The 20,374-nt window shown below is 41.7% G+C and carries 23 protein-coding genes, 1 tRNA gene and 1 pseudogene; 24 read left to right on the top strand and 1 reads right to left on the bottom strand.

What is annotated here, in order from left to right; genetic code table 11:
* The first annotated feature begins 5 nt into the window (after window positions 1-5).
* From H3L97_RS10330 to rfbC, 23 genes and pseudogenes are all read left to right on the top strand, one after another.
* Entirely contained in the window at window positions 6-1,046 is a 1,041-nt protein-coding gene (locus H3L97_RS10330) for a glycosyltransferase family 2 protein (RefSeq protein ID WP_097113360.1), read from the top strand.
* A 287-nt stretch (window positions 1,047-1,333) separates the two neighbouring features.
* Window positions 1,334-2,218 (top strand): hypothetical protein, encoded by an 885-nt coding sequence (locus H3L97_RS10335; RefSeq protein ID WP_097113359.1) that lies wholly within the window; start codon window positions 1,334-1,336, stop codon window positions 2,216-2,218.
* 188 nt (window positions 2,219-2,406) lie between these two features.
* Entirely contained in the window at window positions 2,407-5,229 is a 2,823-nt protein-coding gene (locus H3L97_RS10340; RefSeq protein WP_097113358.1) for a tetratricopeptide repeat protein, read from the top strand.
* A gap of 126 nt (window positions 5,230-5,355) precedes the next feature.
* Window positions 5,356-6,420, top strand: a complete 1,065-nt coding sequence (gene rfbB / locus H3L97_RS10345; RefSeq protein ID WP_097113357.1) for a dTDP-glucose 4,6-dehydratase — start codon at window positions 5,356-5,358, stop codon at window positions 6,418-6,420.
* Between the two features lie 19 nt (window positions 6,421-6,439).
* The gene (locus H3L97_RS10350; RefSeq protein ID WP_097113356.1) at window positions 6,440-7,033 is read left to right on the top strand and encodes a WG repeat-containing protein; all 594 of its coding nucleotides are present in this window, start codon (window positions 6,440-6,442) and stop codon (window positions 7,031-7,033) included.
* 27 nt (window positions 7,034-7,060) lie between these two features.
* Window positions 7,061-7,519, top strand: coding sequence for an SRPBCC family protein (locus tag H3L97_RS10355; RefSeq protein WP_034292264.1), 459 nt, complete (start codon window positions 7,061-7,063; stop codon window positions 7,517-7,519).
* A gap of 48 nt (window positions 7,520-7,567) precedes the next feature.
* Window positions 7,568-8,452 (top strand): glucose-1-phosphate thymidylyltransferase RfbA, encoded by an 885-nt coding sequence (rfbA, locus tag H3L97_RS10360; RefSeq protein WP_097113355.1) that lies wholly within the window; start codon window positions 7,568-7,570, stop codon window positions 8,450-8,452.
* A 109-nt stretch (window positions 8,453-8,561) separates the two neighbouring features.
* A complete protein-coding gene (locus H3L97_RS10365) occupies window positions 8,562-10,055 on the top strand; it encodes a sodium-dependent transporter (protein WP_097113354.1) in 1,494 nt (497 codons plus the stop codon).
* A 2-nt stretch (window positions 10,056-10,057) separates the two neighbouring features.
* On the top strand, window positions 10,058-10,162 hold the full coding sequence (locus H3L97_RS10370) for a methionine/alanine import family NSS transporter small subunit (RefSeq protein WP_101597820.1): 105 nt from the start codon (window positions 10,058-10,060) through the stop codon (window positions 10,160-10,162).
* A gap of 269 nt (window positions 10,163-10,431) precedes the next feature.
* Window positions 10,432-11,925: a sodium-dependent transporter gene (locus tag H3L97_RS10375; RefSeq protein WP_097113351.1), complete on the top strand. Its 1,494-nt coding sequence runs from the start codon at window positions 10,432-10,434 to the stop codon at window positions 11,923-11,925.
* A 1-nt stretch (window position 11,926) separates the two neighbouring features.
* Entirely contained in the window at window positions 11,927-12,031 is a 105-nt protein-coding gene (locus tag H3L97_RS10380) for a methionine/alanine import family NSS transporter small subunit (RefSeq protein WP_097113350.1), read from the top strand.
* Window positions 12,032-12,099: 68 nt separating this feature from the next.
* A complete protein-coding gene (locus H3L97_RS10385; RefSeq protein WP_097113349.1) occupies window positions 12,100-12,735 on the top strand; it encodes a hypothetical protein in 636 nt (211 codons plus the stop codon).
* A 211-nt stretch (window positions 12,736-12,946) separates the two neighbouring features.
* Complete coding sequence (locus H3L97_RS10390) at window positions 12,947-13,315, top strand: hypothetical protein (RefSeq protein ID WP_097113348.1); 369 nt, start codon at window positions 12,947-12,949, stop codon at window positions 13,313-13,315.
* Window positions 13,316-13,328: 13 nt separating this feature from the next.
* A complete protein-coding gene (locus H3L97_RS12150) occupies window positions 13,329-13,445 on the top strand; it encodes a sugar nucleotide-binding protein (protein WP_306454126.1) in 117 nt (38 codons plus the stop codon).
* 2 nt (window positions 13,446-13,447) lie between these two features.
* Window positions 13,448-13,846, top strand: a complete 399-nt coding sequence (locus H3L97_RS10400) for a hypothetical protein (protein WP_097113347.1) — start codon at window positions 13,448-13,450, stop codon at window positions 13,844-13,846.
* A gap of 54 nt (window positions 13,847-13,900) precedes the next feature.
* The gene (gene rfbD / locus H3L97_RS10405; RefSeq protein WP_218839667.1) at window positions 13,901-14,773 is read left to right on the top strand and encodes a dTDP-4-dehydrorhamnose reductase; all 873 of its coding nucleotides are present in this window, start codon (window positions 13,901-13,903) and stop codon (window positions 14,771-14,773) included.
* Complete coding sequence (locus tag H3L97_RS10410; RefSeq protein ID WP_143269086.1) at window positions 14,766-15,257, top strand: hypothetical protein; 492 nt, start codon at window positions 14,766-14,768, stop codon at window positions 15,255-15,257. The genes rfbD and H3L97_RS10410 overlap by 8 nt, the downstream gene beginning before the upstream one ends.
* 48 nt (window positions 15,258-15,305) lie before the next feature.
* Window positions 15,306-15,506: a hypothetical protein gene (locus H3L97_RS10415; RefSeq protein WP_097113344.1), complete on the top strand. Its 201-nt coding sequence runs from the start codon at window positions 15,306-15,308 to the stop codon at window positions 15,504-15,506.
* A 44-nt stretch (window positions 15,507-15,550) separates the two neighbouring features.
* On the top strand, window positions 15,551-15,823 hold the full coding sequence (locus tag H3L97_RS10420; RefSeq protein WP_097113343.1) for a hypothetical protein: 273 nt from the start codon (window positions 15,551-15,553) through the stop codon (window positions 15,821-15,823).
* A 119-nt stretch (window positions 15,824-15,942) separates the two neighbouring features.
* Entirely contained in the window at window positions 15,943-16,320 is a 378-nt protein-coding gene (locus H3L97_RS10425) for a hypothetical protein (RefSeq protein ID WP_097113342.1), read from the top strand.
* 23 nt (window positions 16,321-16,343) lie between these two features.
* Window positions 16,344-16,520: pseudogene (locus H3L97_RS10430) on the top strand (dTDP-4-dehydrorhamnose 3,5-epimerase family protein); the annotation flags it as partial.
* Window positions 16,521-16,594: 74 nt separating this feature from the next.
* The gene (locus tag H3L97_RS10435; protein ID WP_179655761.1) at window positions 16,595-16,981 is read left to right on the top strand and encodes an SMI1/KNR4 family protein; all 387 of its coding nucleotides are present in this window, start codon (window positions 16,595-16,597) and stop codon (window positions 16,979-16,981) included.
* Between the two features lie 46 nt (window positions 16,982-17,027).
* A complete protein-coding gene (gene rfbC / locus H3L97_RS10440) occupies window positions 17,028-17,570 on the top strand; it encodes a dTDP-4-dehydrorhamnose 3,5-epimerase (protein WP_097113341.1) in 543 nt (180 codons plus the stop codon).
* A 50-nt stretch (window positions 17,571-17,620) separates the two neighbouring features.
* On the opposite strand, the gene rnr is transcribed toward rfbC, so the two are convergent.
* Window positions 17,621-20,026, bottom strand: a complete 2,406-nt coding sequence (gene rnr, locus H3L97_RS10445; protein ID WP_097113340.1) for a ribonuclease R — start codon at window positions 20,024-20,026, stop codon at window positions 17,621-17,623.
* Window positions 20,027-20,111: 85 nt separating this feature from the next.
* On the opposite strand from rnr, the gene H3L97_RS10450 reads away from it, so the two are divergent.
* A tRNA-Leu gene (locus tag H3L97_RS10450) sits at window positions 20,112-20,198 on the top strand.
* The last annotated feature ends 176 nt before the right edge of the window (window positions 20,199-20,374 follow it).

Consider the following 20,374-nt stretch of genomic DNA (forward strand, 5'->3'; position numbering starts at 1 on the left):
ACCCCATGAGTTTTTTAAATAAATTATTCCAAAAAATCCCACAAATCGGGCAATCGCCCCTCATTTCCATATTGGTGCCATGCTATAATTCAAGGGCAACCCTGCCTGCAACGCTCAAATCCATTCAAGCCTCACACTACACCAATTTAGATGTGATGATTGTTGATGATGGACACGCCGTAACAGTAGAAGACATTGTGAAAGAATTTAATGACCCACGTTTTCGCTATTTTTACAAAAACAATGAAGGTTTGGGACTGACACGCAATTTTGGGATTCACAATGCCAAAGGCGAATACATTTTCTTTTTGGATTCAGATGACCTGATTTTTCCCGATGCCTTGGGCAAATTGCTGGCTTATGCCGAACGGCATCAATTGGATTGCGTATCAGGCGTAACCGTTCGCCGCGATTTTGAAACAGGCGTGGAAAGCGAATGGTTTCGCAGCCTGTACAAAAGCCCCAAAATCAGCACTTTTGCCAATCGCTTATCACAATTTGACGATACCCTATCCACCAATAAATTGTACAAAGTACAAATGCTTAAAGATTTGGGCATTTATTTTGAAACTGGTTTGTATGAAGACAAATTGTTTACCGCCAAGCTCTATTCCAAATTGGAACGCATTGGTTTAATTGATACACGGGTTTATGTGTGGCTGATTTACGGCAGCCAAACCTCCATTACCACCACCAAATCGGTCAGCAATTTTCAAGGTCGCATGGCTGCCATCAACAATTTATGGCAATACATTCCAGAATTGCGTAAAGCCTATCAAATCGCATTTTATATGAATCATGATTTATTGATTTATTTGCGAGAATTTGTGTTTTACAATGAAGATGAAAAAGAAGAAATTTTTCAGACAGCCTACCATTTTATCCAACAACATAAACGGTACATTTATACACGTTTGGTTACAGCCAGTTACAACAGAGCTTGTTTGGATGCACTGATTGTGGGCGATAAAGCCAAATTCATGTACACCGCACAAATTTTATCGCAAATATTCCAAGATGAATTGAAAATTAAGCAGCAAGTTTAATATATCAATATGGTAATCATGCTAAAAATTTATTACCATCTTAAATAGGTTATTTATGCTTTCAGGCAGCCTGAATATTTGAGTAAAATGCTTGCAAAACAAATTCTAACCATTGAAATGAACAATGCCATACTGGTATCATCTTAAATTCAACCATAAATATAATTGAATTTAGAAAAACTATTGTAGCACTGGATGCGACCATGATTTCAAATGATTGAAAATGCCATGGGTATTTTTAATCAAATTATCCAACAAATTGACATCAACGAGCAGGAGACACAGCCATGAACAACCCAATTACCCCCAACCCCATCAATCAAATTGAAAAAATATGGATGAAAGATGCAACCTTTTTCATTGAAGGATTGGCTTATTTGCAAGGCTACGATGCGCCTGATTACCGTTATTTACATAAACACATTAAATTTATCAATTTGCTTGATGATTCTGTATCAGAGTTTGGATTGGGAACAGTACCTAAACGTGAGCTTTCCAGCCAACCTTTCAATGGTCAAAACTACAATTATACTGCCGCTGGTACAGCTACGGCTGGCTTTAAAGGAATTGATATCGGCTTTTTCAAAAATGGTATTTACGAAATCCAAATCTCTGTTTCTGCTGACAAGAATATGAGGCAGTATGCAAGCTTAGTCATGACCGAACAAAACCTAGACAAACATTCGGCAGATAACTTTTCCGAATACCGTTTATTTTCAGAAGGAGACAAGGTCTATCTCACTAAAAAAGACATTTTAGGTAACGATGTACCTAGTCAAAGTCACATCAGTATTGAAAATGCTTGGGTAAATGGAACCATTTTCCATATTGAGGGCGAATTTGTTGTGGCTGAAGCACCATTGAGTAACTTCAATCAAGGACAATATTACCTAATAGCTCAAAAATCCATTCAACATCAATATGTATTTGGGCTAGGTCAAGTACGTAAAAATGGTCTTGGTTTAAAAATTGGCAATACCACAGCCAACTACAACGCCAGTTATTTCGCCACACCAGGATTAAAAGGCATTGATGTGCAAGATTGTGAACCAGGTTTGTATGAATTATATGTTTCTTTGGCATATGGCAATAAAATCTTTACCGCAAAACTGAATAAGCAATTAAAGCTAGAAAACTCAAATCATTCAAACTTGCCTAATGCCTCTCAATAAATCCAGCGTTGAGTAAAATTGAGCAAATACCATAAACTGCTTCGCTCAATTACAGCAAATTTAGCCCGAACTATGGCAGAAATACTGATTAGCAAGTCAGGCTGATATGGAAATAAGCAATAGTTTTAAATGCTATTTTTTACATAAACAACTCATTTACTTGAAAATTATATAAAGGCTTTGTCATTATGAATTCAAAAATCAACCACATTCCCATTAATCAAATTGAAAAAATCTGGGTAGTAAAAAATACCTTCTTTATTGAAGGTTTGGCTTATCTGCAAGGCTACGATGCCCCTGATTACCGCTATTTACATAAACACATCAAATTTAGAAATTTACTTGATGATTCCGTATCGGAGTTTGGATTGGGAACAGTACCTAAACGTGAGCTTTCCAGCCAAGCTCTCAATGGTCAAAACTACAATTATACTGCTGCAGGTACTGCAACACTTGGCTTTAAAGGAATTGATATCGGCTTTTTAAAAAACGGTATTTACGAAATCCAAATCTCTGTTTCTGCCGATAAGAATATGAGACAGTATGCAAGCTTGGTCATGACCGAACAAAACCTAGACAAACACTCAGCAGATAATTTATCCGAATACCGTTTGTTTTCAGAAGGGAACAAGGTTTATCTGACTAAAAAAGACATTTTAGGCACCGATGTGTCCAGCCAAAGCCACATCAGCACTGAAAATGCTTGGGTAAATGGGACAATTTTCCATATTGAAGGTGAATTTGTCGTTGCTGAAGCACCATTGAGTAACTTCCACCAAGGCAAATATTACCTGATAGCTCAGAAACCCATTACTCAACGCCAATATGTGTTTGAATTGGGGCAAGTACGCAAGAGCAACTTGGGTTTAAAAATTGGTAATGCAACAACCAATTATAATGCCAGCTATTTCGCCACTTTGGGACTGAAAGGAATTGATGTCCAAGATTTTGAACTGGGTTTATATGATTTATATGTTTCTTTGGCATATGGCAATAAAATCTTTACCGCAAAACTGGATAAACAATTAAAGTTGGAAAACCGTCATACCTGTTTATTACTGGATAATGCCAATTTACCTAACGACCCCAAAGAAGTTCAGCGTTTAGCTGAACTTGCCAACACACAACAAAATTGGGCTAAAGCAGCAACCTACTCTGTTCACTTACAGCAAATTAAGCCTGAAATGTGGCAGGGATACTGGTGGGCTGGTCAGGCTTATAGAAATCTAAAACAATTTGATAAAGCCGAAGCACAATTCCAATTGATGACTGAAAAATTACCTCATCTGCACCATGGTTTAGAAGGCATGGTAAATGTTTCCCAATCACAAAACCGTTGGGAAGATGTGGTATCTCGCTCTTATGTATTTCGCAAAAGTTTTCCTGAATTGTGGCACAGTTATTGGTGGGCTGGTGATGCTTATAAAAATCTGTCACTTTATGACGAAGCACGCAATGAATTTGAGCTATTACAAAAATTACAGCCCAACAACCATCGCGGACTGGAAGGTTTAGTTAATGTTTACCAACGTGAACAGGATTGGCAATCGGCAGCGGTATTTGCCCAAAAACTTTTCGACCAATTCCCTGATATTGCCGTTTCTTATTCTTTGATGATTACCAGCTTAAAAGGCGCAAATCAGTTAGATAAGGCAATTGAATACGCTCAAAAATTTGTTGAAAAATTTCCAGAACTGGAATTGGCATACCGCTACTTGGCAGTTACAATGTGCCAAAATTTTAATTTTTATACAGCTTATCCTTATTATGAAACCTACTGCCATAGATATGGTAAGGATAAAAAGAATGAGCATCACGTTATTTATCTCAAACAAAGTTTGGGTTTATATAAAGATGTTTTGGCTCATTACCAACAAAATTTGCCAAACCCAAGTACCAGTTCGTCATATACTGCATTGTCACAATTGGCTAAAATCAACCAATGTCTCAATGATTATGATGAAACAATGAAATATTGGGATTTATACCGTCAAAAATGGATGCAGTCTGAAAATACGGTAACAGCATCATTGAGAAACCAAAAAAGTGAAAATAAACCTTTGGATATTATTATCCATGAAAAACTTTCACAAAATCTGAATGAAGAAGCCAAAGATTTATTTGTGTCTCATCGTTCAAAATTAGCAGACATTGATGTGCTTAGATTTTCTTCATGGTTTGATTATCTGGAGAATAAACAATCTGATAAAATAAATGGCACTCATATCGTTAAAGACACCATTCAATCTTTATGGATTGGCAATGATTTGGGTGTGGTGCAACAATTGTGTTTGGCATCATACCTGTATCATGGGCATGAAGTTCATTTATACACTTATCAAGATTTGAAAAATATTCCTAAAGGGGTAATTGTTAAAGACGGTAACGAAATCCTGCCTGAAAAAGATATTTTCTATTCACATGGTTCACCTGCCCACTTTTCAGATTGGTTCAGATGGAAAATGATTGCCATGAAGAGTGGCTATTGGGTAGATATGGATGAAATCTGTTTAAAACCGTTTGACTTTACCCAAAATGACTATGTCTATGGCTTTGAAGGTCATGCAATTGCAAATGCTGTCTTAAAATTTCCAGCTCATCATCATTTGGTGGAACTGATGGAATTTATGAGTCAAAACCCGAATCAAATCCTACCTTGGGATACGGTACAAGATGTGGAACGTAAATTGAAACGTGTTGAAAAGGGCTTAGGACGCGAGCATACGCTTTGGGGTGAGGCAAGCGGTCCAACAGGTCTTACCAAAGCATTGATGTATTTCAATTTGGATAAATTTGCCAAACCATATTATCACTTCTATGGTTTAAATGCGATCCAAACCAGACGAATGTTACTTGACCAAAACTTTGACCCAAGTATTTTGTCTGACAAAATGTATGCCATGCATATTTGGAATAATACATTTAGAAAGACGGACTTGTATCAACAAGGTAAAAGTGTAAATAATTCCATCTTACAATATTTGATTAATCAATATGAGGATTTTATGTAATCAAAAGAAACAATTATGCCATTTTCAACCACGCATATAAAATATATATTTCACATCATATATATTCTATACATTACAATTTTAATTTTTAAAATTGGGTTGAGAATGGCGTATGGATTCATAACCATGAAAATCTTAATCACAGGCGGCGCAGGCTTTATCGGTTCTGCGCTCATCCGCCACATCATTGACAACACAAACGATACCGTTATCAATGTGGATAAACTGACCTACGCTGGCAATTTGGACAATCTTGCCAGCGTTTCAGGCAGCGCGCGCTATGCTTTTGAACAAGTGGACATTTGCAATCGCGCTGAATTAGACCGCATTTTTCAACAATATCAACCAACTGCCGTCATGCACCTTGCCGCCGAAAGCCATGTGGACAGAAGCATAGACAGCTCAGGCGAATTCATTCAAACCAACATCATCGGCACATTCACATTGCTGGAAGCGGCACGCGCTTATTTTTTCAGGCTGCCTGAAAATGAAAAAGCCACATTCCGTTTCCACCACATTTCCACCGATGAAGTGTTTGGTGATTTGCACGGTACAGACGATTTGTTTACCGAAACAACACCTTATGCACCGTCTAGCCCCTACTCCGCCAGCAAAGCGTCCAGCGACCATTTGGTACGCGCATGGCACCGAACCTACGGTTTGCCGACCATCATCACCAATTGTTCCAACAATTACGGCTATTATCATTTTCCCGAAAAACTGATTCCGCTCATGATTTTAAATGCGCTGAACGGCAAGCCCTTACCCGTTTATGGCGATGGCTTGCAAATCCGTGATTGGCTGTTTGTGGAAGACCACGCTCGCGCCTTGTATCAAGTCATCACGCGCGGCAAAATTGGCGAAACCTACAATATTGGCGGTTTCAACGAACAAACCAATATTTCAGTTGTCAAAAAAATTTGTGAATTATTAGAAGAACTTGCCCCCGAAAAACCGCAAGGCGTGGCGCATTATGCCGACTTGATTACCCACGTTACCGACCGCGCAGGACACGATGTGCGTTACGCGATTGACGCGCGAAAAATCCAACGCGAATTGGGCTGGACACCACAAGAAACCTTTGAAACAGGTTTACGCAAAACCGTGCAATGGTATTTGGACAACCGCGCATGGTGCGAACGTGTATTGAGTGGCAATTATCGTTTGGAACGCTTGGGTTTGGGAAAATAAGATTTCAGGCTGCCTGAAAATGAAATTATTGAAAATCACATTATTATTCATTACTTTATTATTCAATAGTCCTGCTTATGCGGAAAAATTGTGCGCGTATTTGGCAAATGGCAAACGCATTACCAATGACAGCTTGGGTACGCCCATTCAGTATAAAAATCAACAAGGTAAAGTGATTATTCCGCTCTCGGCAGGTTTTAAAACCCATGCGGTCGCGCCATTTTTTTCGCCCAAATGTTTCCACAAACACGCATGGCTTTATAATGGCAAAGACCATGATTTTGTTGATAATCAAGGCAAAGTTTGGTATCAAATTTACTGGTTTGACATGGGTGTGGATTATCCGAAAGAAGGTTTGTTTCGCATTAAACAAAACGGTTTAATCGGCTACGCCAGCGAAAAAACCAAGAAAATTGTGATACCTGCGCGTTTTCAGGCTGCTTTTCCTTTTGAAAATGGTCGTGCCAAAGTCGCCTATCGCGCCAAATCAAAATGCGATGGCGAAGGACATTGTTGGTCGCTACCTGACCCGACTGCCACCGATTTGGAAAATCGGTACTTTTATATCAACAAAAAAGGCAAATTTTTAAGTTGGGTTTATCCAGATAAATGATTTTCAGGCTGCCTGAAAGGAAAAATCATGCCACAAATCAATCATCAACAAACCATACACGCCCCCATTGATTTGGTTTACGAAATTTCGCAAGATTATTCTGTGCGTTACGATTGGGACGCATTTCCTGATTACATTCGCAATTTGGACGGTGCTGACGGTATGCCGTTTGTGGGGCGCGAAGTGGAAATCCGTTCCAAACTGGGCATGACCATGCGTGTGCGTTTTGTACAAGTGAAACCGCCTGAATGCGCTGCGGTCAAAATGTTTCAAGCCCCTTTTTTTATTGAACAATTTGCGGGCAGTTGGGTGTTTCAAAAAGCAAATGAAACAGAAACGGTGGCACGGTTTTGTTATTCGCTTTCTGCACCCAAATGGTGTGCGTTTTGGCTTAATCCATTGATGATAAAATATTTTTCATTTGTGGCGGAACGCCGATTATTGGGCTTGAAAAAATATTGTGAACAACGGTTTCAGGCTGCCTGAAAAGCAAAATTCCCATCAAAACAATTTGATAAAACAAGGAGAAAACCCATGAAAGGCATTGTTTTGGCAGGCGGAAGTGGCACACGCCTTTATCCGATTACACGCGGTGTGTCCAAACAGCTTTTGCCTGTTTACGATAAACCCATGATTTATTACCCACTTTCTGTGTTGATGTTGGCGGGGATACGCGATATTTTGGTCATTACCACGCCCGAAGACCATGCCGCTTTTGTGCGCTTATTGGGCGATGGCGCGGATTTTGGCGTAAACATTCAATACGCCATACAACCCAGTCCTGACGGTTTGGCGCAAGCATTTTTGATTGGCGAAGAGTTTATTGGCAATGACAATGTGTGTTTGGTTTTGGGCGATAATATCTTTTATGGTCAATCATTTACGCAAACTTTACAGGCAGCCGCCAGCCGCAAACATGGCGCAACCGTGTTCGCTTATCAAGTGAAAGACCCTGAACGTTTTGGCGTGGTGGAATTTGACAATGAAAACAAAGTTTTATCCATTGAAGAAAAACCCACGCAACCCAAATCCGATTGGGCGGTAACGGGTTTGTATTTTTACGACAATCGCGTGGTGGAATTTGCCAAGCAAGTTAAGCCGTCTGCGCGTGGCGAATTGGAAATTACCGCGTTAAATCAAATGTATTTGGACGATGGCAGCCTGAACGTGCAATTATTGGGGCGCGGTTTTGCGTGGCTGGATACGGGTACGCACGACAGTTTGCATGAAGCTGCGTCTTTTGTGAAAACCATTGAACACGTTCAGAATTTGCAAGTGGCGTGTTTGGAAGAAATTGCTTGGCGCAAGGGTTGGCTCACATCTGAACAAATCCGCCAAATCGCTGAACCCATGGCGAAAAACGAATATGGGCAATATTTGTTGCGTTTATTGGCAAAAAACGGCATTCAGGCTGCCTGAAAAACCACATCTCAACGAAAATAACTTTACTTTTCTTTAAAAATTGGGCATATTGTTGCTTTTTGTTAATTTATCTTGTCATAAAATTACATCAACGAGGTTCAACATCATGTCCGAACAATCCAACGCGCCCAAACGCGAAAGTTTTTCTGGGCGCAATGCGTTTATTTTTGCCGCCATTGGCTCGGCTGTGGGCTTGGGCAACATTTGGCGTTTCCCCTACATCACCTATGAAAACGGTGGTGGCGCATTCATGATTCCCTATCTCATCGCTTTGCTCACCGCAGGCATTCCCATTGTGTTTTTGGATTATGCGATTGGGCATAAATTTCGCGGTTCAGCGCCTTTGGCGTATCGCCGTTTGAATCGCAGATTTGAAATGTTTGGTTGGTGGCAAGTCATCATCAACACCATTTTGGCAACCTATTATGCCGTGATTATCGGCTGGGCTGCCAGCTACACCTATTTTTCGTTGAGCAGCGCGTGGGGCAAAGACCCAAAAGGCTTTTTGTTTGGCGAATATTTGAAAGTGGCTGCCGACCCTGGTGTGGGCTTGGATTTTGTCGCGGGCATTGTGTTGCCTTTGGTTGGCGTTTGGGTGTTGGTTACGGCTTTATTGGCAACGGGCGTGCAAAAAGGCATTGGTAAAGCCAGCACCATTTTGATGCCTTTATTGACGGTGATGTTTGCCTTGTTGGTGGTGTATTCGCTGTTTTTACCCGGTGCAACCAAAGGTTTGAACGCCTTGTTTACCCCAAATTGGGAAAAGCTGGCTGACCCCACCGTTTGGATTGCGGCTTATGGGCAAATTTTCTTTTCACTCTCGATTTGCATGGGCATTATGGTAACGTATGCCTCGTATTTGAAACCGAAATCCGATTTGAGCGGCACAGGTTTGGTGGTAGGCTTTGCCAACAGCAGTTTTGAGATTTTGGCTGGCGTGGGCGTGTTTGCCGCTTTGGGCTTTATGGCACAAAACATGGGCAAAGAAGTGAGCGATGTTGCCGCCAACGGCTTGGGTTTGGCATTCATTGCTTTCCCCACGATTATTGACCAACTGCCATTTGGCAATGCCTTGATTGGTTTGTTGTTTTTTGGTTCACTGTTTTTTGCAGGCATCACGTCTTTGATTTCCATTTTGGAAACGATTATCGCGGCGGTGCAAGACAAAACCCATTTTCCACGCGCCAAAGCCACTTTGGTGGTGTGTGTGCCTTTGTCGATTGTTTCGGTGCTGATGTTTGGCACCACCACAGGCTTGCCTTTGCTGGACGTGATGGATAAATTCTTGAATAACTTTGGTATTGTGGGCGTGGCGTTTATTTCCATTGCGTGTATTTTGTTTACAGGCAGCCTGAAAACCTTGTCCGACCATGTAAACAGCGTTTCATCGTTGAAATTGGGCAAAGGCTGGCAAATTGTTTTGACGCTGACCACCATCGTGTTGGGCTACATGCTGGTTAGCGAATTGTGGAAAGTGGCAAACGAAGGCTACGAAAACTACCCCACTTGGTTTGTGGCAACATTTGGTTGGGGCATGTTGGCGGTGTACATTGTCTTTTCCATCATTTTGTCATTGGGTAAATGGAAACAGGAGAAATAATCATGACTTCAACCGCAATTTTAATGATGATTATTGCCATGGCAATCATTTGGGGCGGATTGGTTGCCGCGATTGTGCGTTTGCCCAAAGAAGAGCCAGACGATTGATTTAAAATGACATTCAGGCAGCCTGAAACGCCATCAAGTGTGTTTTGGGCTGTTTTTTATGCTTGAAACCAAGTTTTACAAAAAAACCATTTATGTCATTTCAAAACAAAATTGGCATTTTTTGATTATTTTTCCGCTTGATTTTGGTATTTTATTTCCATTAAAACCAATAAAAAATCAAAACATGGCGATAAACGGGCTTTACTTTTTGACAAAAACTCGGCATATTGCGTTTCTTTTATGAATTTTGGTAAATCAAGGCAGAAATTATGTCTCAACAATCCAACGCGCCCCAACGCGAAAGTTTTTCAGGGCGCCGTGCGTTTATTTTTGCCGCCATTGGTTCGGCGGTGGGTTTGGGCAATATTTGGCGTTTCCCCTATGTAACTTATGATAATGGCGGTGGTGCGTTCATCGTGCCTTATTTGATTGCTTTGCTGACCGCAGGCATTCCCATTTTGTTTGTGGATTATGCGATTGGACACAAATATCGCGGCTCGGCACCCTTGGCGTTTCGCCGTTTGAATCGCAAATTTGAAATATTTGGCTGGTGGCAGGTGCTGATTAACGTGATTATCGCCATTTATTACGCGGTGATTATCGGTTGGGCGGCAAGCTACACCTATTTTTCGCTCAACAACGCGTGGGGCAAAGACCCCAAAGCCTTCTTTTTTGGCGAATATTTGAAAATGTCGTCTGATGTGGGTGTGGGCTTGGATTTTGTGGCTGGCGTTTTGTTGCCTTTAATTGGCGTGTGGGTGGTGGTGATTGCGCTGCTGGGCACGGGCGTGCAAAAAGGCATTGGCAAAGTCAGCATGATTTTGATGCCTTTATTGACCGCGATGTTTGCCATTTTGGTGGTGTATTCGCTGTTTTTACCAGGGGCAACAAAGGGTTTGGACGCTTTGTTCACACCCAACTGGTCAAAGCTGGCTGAACCGAGCGTGTGGATTGCGGCTTATGGGCAAATTTTCTTCTCATTGTCCATTTGTTTTGGCATCATGATTACTTACGCTTCGTATTTGAAACCCAAATCCGATTTGAGCGGAACAGGCTTGGTAGTCGGTTTTGCCAACAGCAGTTTTGAGATTTTGGCGGGCGTGGGCGTGTTTGCCGCTTTGGGTTTCATGGCGCAAAGCATGGGCAAAGAAGTGAGCGAAGTGGCGACTTCGGGCATTGGTTTGGCGTTCATCGCGTTTCCGACCATCATTGACCAAATGCCTGTGGGCGGTGCGTTGATTGGTGTGTTGTTTTTTGGTTCATTGTTGTTTGCGGGCATCACGTCTTTGATTTCCATTTTGGAAGTGATTATCGCAGCGGTGCAAGACAAAACTTATTTGCCGCGTGTGCCTGCCACTTTACTGGTGTGTGTGCCTTTGTCCTTGGTTTCCATTGTGTTGTTTGGCACCACCACGGGCTTGGCGATGTTGGACGTTTTGGATAAATTTGTGAACAGCTTTGGCATTGTGGCGGTGGCGTTTGTGTCTTTGGTGTGCATGGTGTTTTCAGGCTGCCTGAAAACCTTGTCTGACCATGTAAACAGCGTTTCATCGTTGAAATTGGGCAAAGGCTGGCAATGCGTGGTGGTGCTGACCACGATTTTATTGGGCTATATGCTGATTAGCGAAATCATCAAAATCGCCCAAAATGGCTACGACAGCTACCCCACTTGGTTTTTGAACACATTTGGTTGGGGCATGGCGATTGCCTTGGTTGTGGTTGCCGCCGCCTTATCGTTGAGCAAATGGAAACAGGAGAAATAACATGACTTCAACCGCAATTTTGATGATGATTATTGCGATGGCAATCATTTGGGGCGGACTGGTCGCTGCGATTGTGCGTTTGCCCAAAGAAGAACCAGACCAATAATGTGAAGTGATTTTCAGGCAGCTTGGCGATTTTCAGGCTGCCTGAAAAGCATTTATGGAGCGAAAAACATGTTTGATAAAACCTTATCTTTGATGATTTTGGTCATTGGCTTGTCAGCCTGTACCAGTACAACATCACCATCTCAACAAAACAATTCAACACACACCGCCAATGATTTTACCCTTGTTCCCCATTTGGAAGAGATGATTCAAAAAGACCAAACTGAACCCAAATTTGATGACAAAGCCCACTTATTACACGGTAAATGGCATTGCGATGTGCCGATTAGGGAAGATTTGCGTTACCATTTTGACGTGAATTATCAAAAAGATGGCACATTAACCCGCAAAGGTGTGATTGTCCGAAATTTAACCCATGACTTGAAATACGAATTTGAACACACACATCAAGCAAAATGGCAAATCCGAAAACGTTTTTATCAAGAAAAAACAATGGGCGAACATCAAGTAACGCTGTTGCCAGAAACCAATCCACACAAACAAATGGCTTTGGCAAAATTGGAAAAACAAGAGCCTGATGCTTTGAGCATTAAAAACGAAATGGCGCAAGATTTAAAGCAATATTGGGGCATTTTTGATGCTGTCCCGTTTACCATCAAAGCCTTAGATGAAAAACAATTCCGTTTGGTAATCGGTGGTATGCACGGTATGGTTTTGCCCATTCCTTGTCAAAAAGTATCCTGATTTTTCAGGCAGCCTGAAAACATAAATAAGGGGTCAAATGATGGTATTTCAAAAAATGATTTTTTGGGGTGTGCTATCAAGCATATTAATTGCTTGTAGTAGCACACAAATTCCCACAAATCATGATGATAAAAAATTATTGGTAGGACAATGACGTTGTGAAGCCCAAGATACATTTTCAGAAAATCGCTATTTTTCTCGTGAAACGATATTGGAAAATGGTGTTTGGCACAGTGATGCGCTGATTTTTGTTATAAAAAATGATGTCAATTTATATCTTTATCAAAGTACGGATAGCATGGGAACATGGCGATTAAAGGATAAGCAAATTATCCTTACTCAAACAAAACCTCCTAAAATCAAAATGTTGGTAACATCACGAGAGAAAAATTTATTAGATAAAGCAGAGCCACAAGAATTGAAAGCGTTTCGTCTTGGTTTAGAACAAGCATGGGCGGAACATACTGCTGATGAATTGGTTTTAAAAATCAATAAGTTAAATCAAAATGAATTGGAAACAAGCCTGAAAGTGGGTAATGAAATCATTCATAACAATGTTTGCCAAAAAATTCAAATTTAAAGGATTGAAAAAAATGAAATACTTAATCACAGGCGCAAACGGACAAGTCGGCAGCCAACTTGTTGCCCAATTACAAGGCAAAGCCGAAATTTTGGCGACCACCAGCCAAACCCTTGATTTTGAGATTTGAATATGAAAAATTATTACCAAGTTTGCTTTGCGTGTAGAGTGGCAATCCGCACCACAATCCACACAGAAAAAAACAAAAAATGCCCCGATTGTGGTCAAATCATGTACGCACTCACGCCCAAATTGGCAATCCCCAAACGCCATAAAGTGCGCGAATGGAAAGCCTTGCACAAATTGGTCAGCGAATTTCCTTTAAAACAAGCCGCAAATTCGGTAGAGCATCAGGGCGAATTTTTATCTTACCGAATCAACATATTAAAGAAGCAACTTGAATTTAACCACCCAGCCAAACGCCAACAAAATTTAATCAATCAATTCAATCAATTGCTTGAAGAACAAAGAGAGTATAGAAAGCGTACTTTGTTGGTTTATCGAGTATTGGGTGCAGAAGCGTTCAAATAATTTTTCAGGCAGCCTGAAATCATTTTAGTTAAAACTTAAAGGATTAAAAAGATGATGAAATATTTAATCACAGGCGCAAACGGACAAGTCGGCAGCCAACTTGTCGCCCAATTACAAGGCAAAGCCGAAATCTTGGCGACCACCAGCCAAACCCTTGACATCACAAATAAACATGCCGTTTGGCAAACCGTGCGCGATTTCCGCCCCAACATCATCATCAACGCAGCAGCCTACACAGCCGTGGACAAAGCCGAAAGCGAAACCGATTTGGCTTTTGCCGTCAATGAGTTGGGCGCGAAACATTTGGCACAAGCCGCCAACGAAATCGGTGCAGCCATTTTGCACATTTCCACCGACTATGTCTTTGATGGAAAAGGCGAAACCCCTTACCGCGAAACCGACCCAGTCGCCCCACAAAATGTTTACGGCAAAAGCAAATTGGCTGGCGAAATCGCGGTTCAGGCAGCCTGCCCACGCCACATCATTTTGCGCACCGCATGGGTGTTCAACGAACACGGCAATAATTTTGTCAAAACCATGTTGCGTTTGGGCGCGAACCGCGACAGCTTGGGCGTGGTTGCCGACCAATTTGGCGCACCCACTTACGCAGGCGATATTGCGGCTGCCTTAATCCACATTGCCGAAAAAATCATTTCAAAACAATCCAATCAATTTGGCGTGTACCATTTTTCAGGCAGCCCTTATGTGTCGTGGCACGATTTTGCCCGCGAGATTTTCGCGCAAGCCCACGCGCAAAATGTGTTGGCGCAAATCCCTGTTTTAAATGCGATTACAACTGCGGATTACCCCACGCCAGCCAGCCGCCCAGCCAATTCGCGTTTGGATTGTGGCAAAATTCAGGCTGCGTTTGGGATTGAGACGAGCGATTGGCGTAAGGCTTTGTTGAGGTTGAAAGATTATGTCTAAATATCCTATTAGCCCATCAGAAAAGCGAATTAAATTGGCTTATGAAACCTATTCATTATTAAACATTATTGTTGGGTTTCCTTTAACCGTGATAATTTTTTGGTTTTTGGCATTTACTCTGGAACAAGAATTTGGGACAAGAGATAACATACCAATCATTGGTTACATTCCATTTGTATTGGTATTGTGCTGGTTTATTTCTGTGCCGATTGGCTTATTTTTAGGCTGGTCTGTTGCTAAATTAGTTAAAAATCAACAACTCACAAGAAATAAAAAGGATATTTTCAAAACAATTTATTGGGGTATGTTGATTTATCCTTCGCCAGCATTTTTATTGGGCATATTGGGTTTGGTTTCATCTAACGATTGGGTTGGGTTACGCATTATTTTTTCTGCTTTGCTCGCTGGTGCGTTGGTGTCATGTTTGTTGGCATTTGCACTTCCTAAAAAGTTGGATTTGGAAAGCTGTAATACCAATGTTTGAATGATTTTTCAGGCAGCCTGAACAACCTTTTTCATGAAAGTGAGAACAATGTCGGCATTACTGGAATTGATTATGGGCTTAATGGAACTGTTACAAGCGATTTTTGATAGCAAAAAACAAATCAAACACGATTTACGCCTCAAAGGTAAGCTTTCCAAAGATTCAAAAATCATCTTATTGATATGGTTGTTTGCCATTTTATTTTTGGGATTTGTTGTTTGGTTTGATATGGTTTTGATGAATTCATAATCGATTTTCAGGCAGCCTGAAACCTTATTTTGCGGATTACAATCATGTATTTAGCAATTATTTTGATGATTTTAGTGGTCTTATTGGGCATTTCTTTGTTAAAAATGGCACAATTTGAGCGCATTATTCTGCAAAAAGCGTTGGCAAATTTGGGCAGTAATCCCGCCACATTCACAAATATCCGATTGGAAATCAAACGGTTGAAACAGTCTGGCGACAAAGATATTCGCGGATTTTACCGCACGATTTGGATTTTGACTGCTTTGATGGTTGCGATGTTGCTTTTGGCATGGATTGCATTATTTCAGGCAGCCTGAAAATGAACGCAGTACATATGGTTATTTGTTAAGAAATTTGTAAAGTTAAATCGGTAAATTCACGGACTTTACTTTAAGATTAGGCATTTTTAGGTAGTCTAAAAATAAGGAAAATCAAAATGAAATTAAAATTGCCTTTTATGGTCGCTTTGTGGGTTTTTTGGGGTTCTTTTTGGGGCATAATCATTCAGGTTCTAGGTGCGACCTTAATTTACAAAATGGACGATTTTGTTATGGGTGTTCTTTTAAATTTGCTATATCCTGTTATTGTTTGCATTTTGGCTTTTATAACAAGCTGTTTTTTTATAAGTAAAAAAGTACCACATAGAACTTTATATAAGAAATTATTTTTATTTGAAATATTAATTGGTATTTTTTGCGCGTTTCCAAATATTTTGATTTTAATAGGTGATACTTTCGCATTAATGGGTGGTATTTTTATTGGTGCAATTTTAGGTGGTATATTGCTTCCATTTTTACTACTCAAAAAATCCTAATTTTTAAATAAAGTTTTAAAAACATGAACATTATTGAAACCCCCATTCCCGATGTGAAATTGCTTGAACCCAAAGTCTTTGGCGATGAACGTGGCTTTTTTATGGAAACCTTCCGCGATAATTGGTTTCGCGAACACATTGCCGACCGCACTTTTGTGCAGGAAAACCATTCCAAATCCAGCAAAAACGTCTTGCAAGGCTTTGTTGAATTTGAAAGATTATGTTTGAATGATTTTTCAGGCAACCTGTAAATGTCATAATGAAGGATATGATAATGTTTTATCTATGGAAGAATAAATTGGGCTTTCATTTACCAGATAGCTACGAAGAATTTTTATCGTGTGTAAAAGAAGAAGATGGGCTTGATTATTATGATGATTTTGGCAATGGTGGTTATTTCTATGGCTATAAAAATCTGTTGGAGCGCAATGCGACTTATGATGTGCAAAAAAATGCCCCTGACTATTTTTTAATTGGTCAAGATGGCGATTTGGGCTTTTTTATTCACAAAAAAGGTTACGATGATGCCATTTACGCTTTGGATTTAGGGGCATTAGGTTCAGCAAAAATGCACCATATAGCTGATAATATGGCAGATTTATTAACAAAAATCCTTTCTAATGAAGATGAAAACTGGGATTTGTTTGATGATGAAGATTGATTTTCAGGCAGTCTGAAAATATTATTTAATTTAAGAGATTGAAAACATGAACATTATTGAAACATCTCTCACCGATGTAAAATTATTAGAACCCACAATCTTTGGCGATGAACGCGGCTTTTTTATGGAAACCTTCCGCGATAATTGGTTTCGTGAACACGTTGCCGACCGCACTTTTGTGCAAGAAAACCATTCCAAATCCAGCAAAAACGTCTTGCGCGGCTTGCATTATCAAATGGAACACACGCAAGGCAAATTGGTGCGCGTGGTTTCAGGCAGCGTATTTGATGTGGCGGTGGATTTGCGCCGCTCATCGCCCACTTTTGGCAAATGGTTTGGCGCGATTTTGTCCGCCGAAAACAAACGCCAATTGTGGGTACCCGAAGGTTTCGCGCACGGCTTCTACACGCTGGAAGACAACACGGAATTTGTGTACAAATGCACCGATTATTACCACCCTCAATCCGAGCATACACTATTGTGGAACGACCCAACGGTGGGCATAGATTGGGGTTTGATGGGCGAACCGAGTTTGTCCACCAAAGATGTGGCAGGCAAACTTTTTCAACACGCAGCCACCTTTCCCTAAACAGGTTTTCAGGCAGCCAAACGCAACAATTTGGCTGCCTGAAAGCACATTTACGCCTTTTTGATTTTGATGCTCACCGATTTTTTCGCTTTTTTCGGTGCGGCTTTTTTGCGGCTGGATTGATTGGCAGATGCGGCTTTTTTGACGCTTTTGCTGGCAGATTGGCGTTTGGATTTTGCCAATATGTGTTCTGCCTCGTCCACCAATTTTGCCACGTTTTCAGGCAGCTTTTGTTTGGATTTGGCGGATTTTGCCGACTTTTTGCCGCTTTTCACGCCACCCACCAGCACCAAATCAATGCGACTGGTTTCCAAATCCGCGCGCGCCACTTTCACCGTAACCGTGTCGCCCATATTGAAACGCACGCCACTGCGTTCGCCCACCATCGCCAACAAATCGGCACGATAATTGAAATAATCCTCGCCCAAATCGCTCACATGCACCATGCCCTCAATGTGAATCTCGTCCAGCGTTACAAACAAGCCAAAATTCGCCATGCCCGACACTTTGCCCGTGAACACTTCGCCCACCTTATCGCGCATGAAATAGGTTTTCAGCCAGCTTTCCACATCACGGCTCGCTTCATCGGCGCGGCGTTCGCAAAATGAAGTGTGTACGCCCATTTCTTGCCAACTGGGGACTTCGTATTTTTGCCCAGCCAGCACCGCCTTAATCGCCCTATGCACCAACAAATCAGGATAACGGCGAATGGGCGAAGTGAAATGCGCGTAATGTTCATAAGCCAAACCAAAATGTCCCATGTTTTCAGGTTCATACATCGCTTGCTGCATGGAACGCAACAACATGGTTTGCAACAATTCGCGGTCGGGACGGTCAGCAATTTGCGCGGCAAGTTCGCCATAATGTTTGGGCGTGGGATTGTCCTTGCCGCCCAATTTCAAGCCCAGCAAAGCCAACTGTTCACGCAAAGTCGCCAATTTTTCGGGCGTGGGACCCGCATGGTTGCGATACAGCGCAGGCTGCTTGTTTTGCAACAGAAAATCAGCCGCGCAAACATTTGCCGCCAACATACATTCTTCAATCAATTTGTGCGCATCATTGCGTTTGACGGGTTCAATGCGTTCAATTTTGCCTTTATCGTCAAAAATCATTTGCGTTTCAATGGTTTCAAATTCCATTGCACCGCGTTTTTGGCGTTTGGCTTGCAAAATCTGGAACAATTTGTAGAGCGTTTTCAGGCTGCCTGAAAAGGTTTCGGGGATATTTTTTTCATCATTTTCAAGCCATTGCCAAACTTGATTGTAGGTCAAACGCGCCGCCGATTTCATCACCGCAGGATAAAATTCATACGCCTTCACATTGCCCGCGTAAGTAATCGTCATGTCGCAAACCATGCAAAGCCGCTCCACATCAGGGTTGAGCGAGCAAATGCCATTGGACAAATTTTCAGGCAGCATGGGAATCACACGGCGTGGAAAATACACGCTGGTGGCGCGTTCCAAAGCGTCTTTATCAATCAAATCATTGGGTTTCACATAATGGCTCACGTCCGCAATCGCCACAATCAAGCGGTAATTTCTGCCGATTTTTTCCGCATACACCGCATCATCAAAATCGCGCGAGCTTTCGCCATCAATCGTAACCAAGGGCAAATCGCGCAAATCCACGCGGTTTTTCAAATCGGTTTTGCGAACTTTATTGGGGATTTTTTCAGCCGCTTTCAGGCAGCCTTCGCTGAACGTGTGTGGCAAACGGTGCTTGCGAACCGCAATTTCAATTTCCATGCCACTGTCGGCATAATCGCCCAGCACCTCCGTGATTTTCGCAACCGCAGGGCGATGATTTTCAGGATAAGTTTCCAGCGCCGCCACAATCACCTGCCCCGATTTGGGCTGAAATTGCGCCACACTTTCTGGCGATAAAACAATGCTTTGCTGAATACGTTTGTCCTCCGCCTCCAACACCGCCACACCGCGTTCCAAATAAAAACGCCCCACAATATGCGAATGAGCGCGTTCCACAATATCCAAAATCTGCCCTTCACGGCGACCGCGTCTGTCCAAACCCAAAGGGCGCACGGTAACAATATCGCCGTGCATCACACCAGCCAACTGCTTGTTGTACAAAACCAAATCGCCATCATCATGCGGCACAAGCGGCACAGCAAAACCAAAACTGCCATCGCGCGACATTTCCACGCGGCATTTCACAATCGCCAATTTTTCCGCCACGCACACCAAGCCGCGCCGATTGATGAGAATTTGCCCATCACGCGCCATCGCTTTCAGTCGGCGTTCAAAAAATTCGTATTCATCGGGCAAAATGGACAATTTATCCGCCAAAGCAGGGATTTTTTGCGGCACACCCGCTTGTTCCAACAGCTCAATGACCCATTCACGGCTGGGAAGGGGGTGGTCGTATTTGGCACGTTCGCGTTCCAAATAAGGGTCTTTGTTTCGTAAATTCAATGTGTTGAGATTTTTCTGTTTTTTCATTATTGACAATCCTTATGTAGCGTTTATATAATTTGTTTTTTTCGTGAGTGGCGTTACTTTAACGCAATTCACAATAAATTGCAAAGCCCAGATGGCGGAATTGGTAGACGCGCTAGTTTCAGGTACTAGTGTCCGTAAGGACGTGGAAGTTCGAGTCTTCTTCTGGGCACCACATTACAAAAAAGCAGCCTTTTAGGTTGCTTTTTTATTTTATGCAATGATGTGGCACAAACCACACAAATCTTAACAAATTGTTCATCATTCTTTTCAAATATTTGGTGTTTTACGTCATGTCCTGTAAAATTGGGTAGATTTAATTTAACAATCAATCCGATTAGCCTTTGAAAG

The sequence above is a fragment of the Alysiella filiformis genome (genome assembly GCF_014054525.1).
Lineage (GTDB): Bacteria > Pseudomonadota > Gammaproteobacteria > Burkholderiales > Neisseriaceae > Simonsiella > Simonsiella filiformis.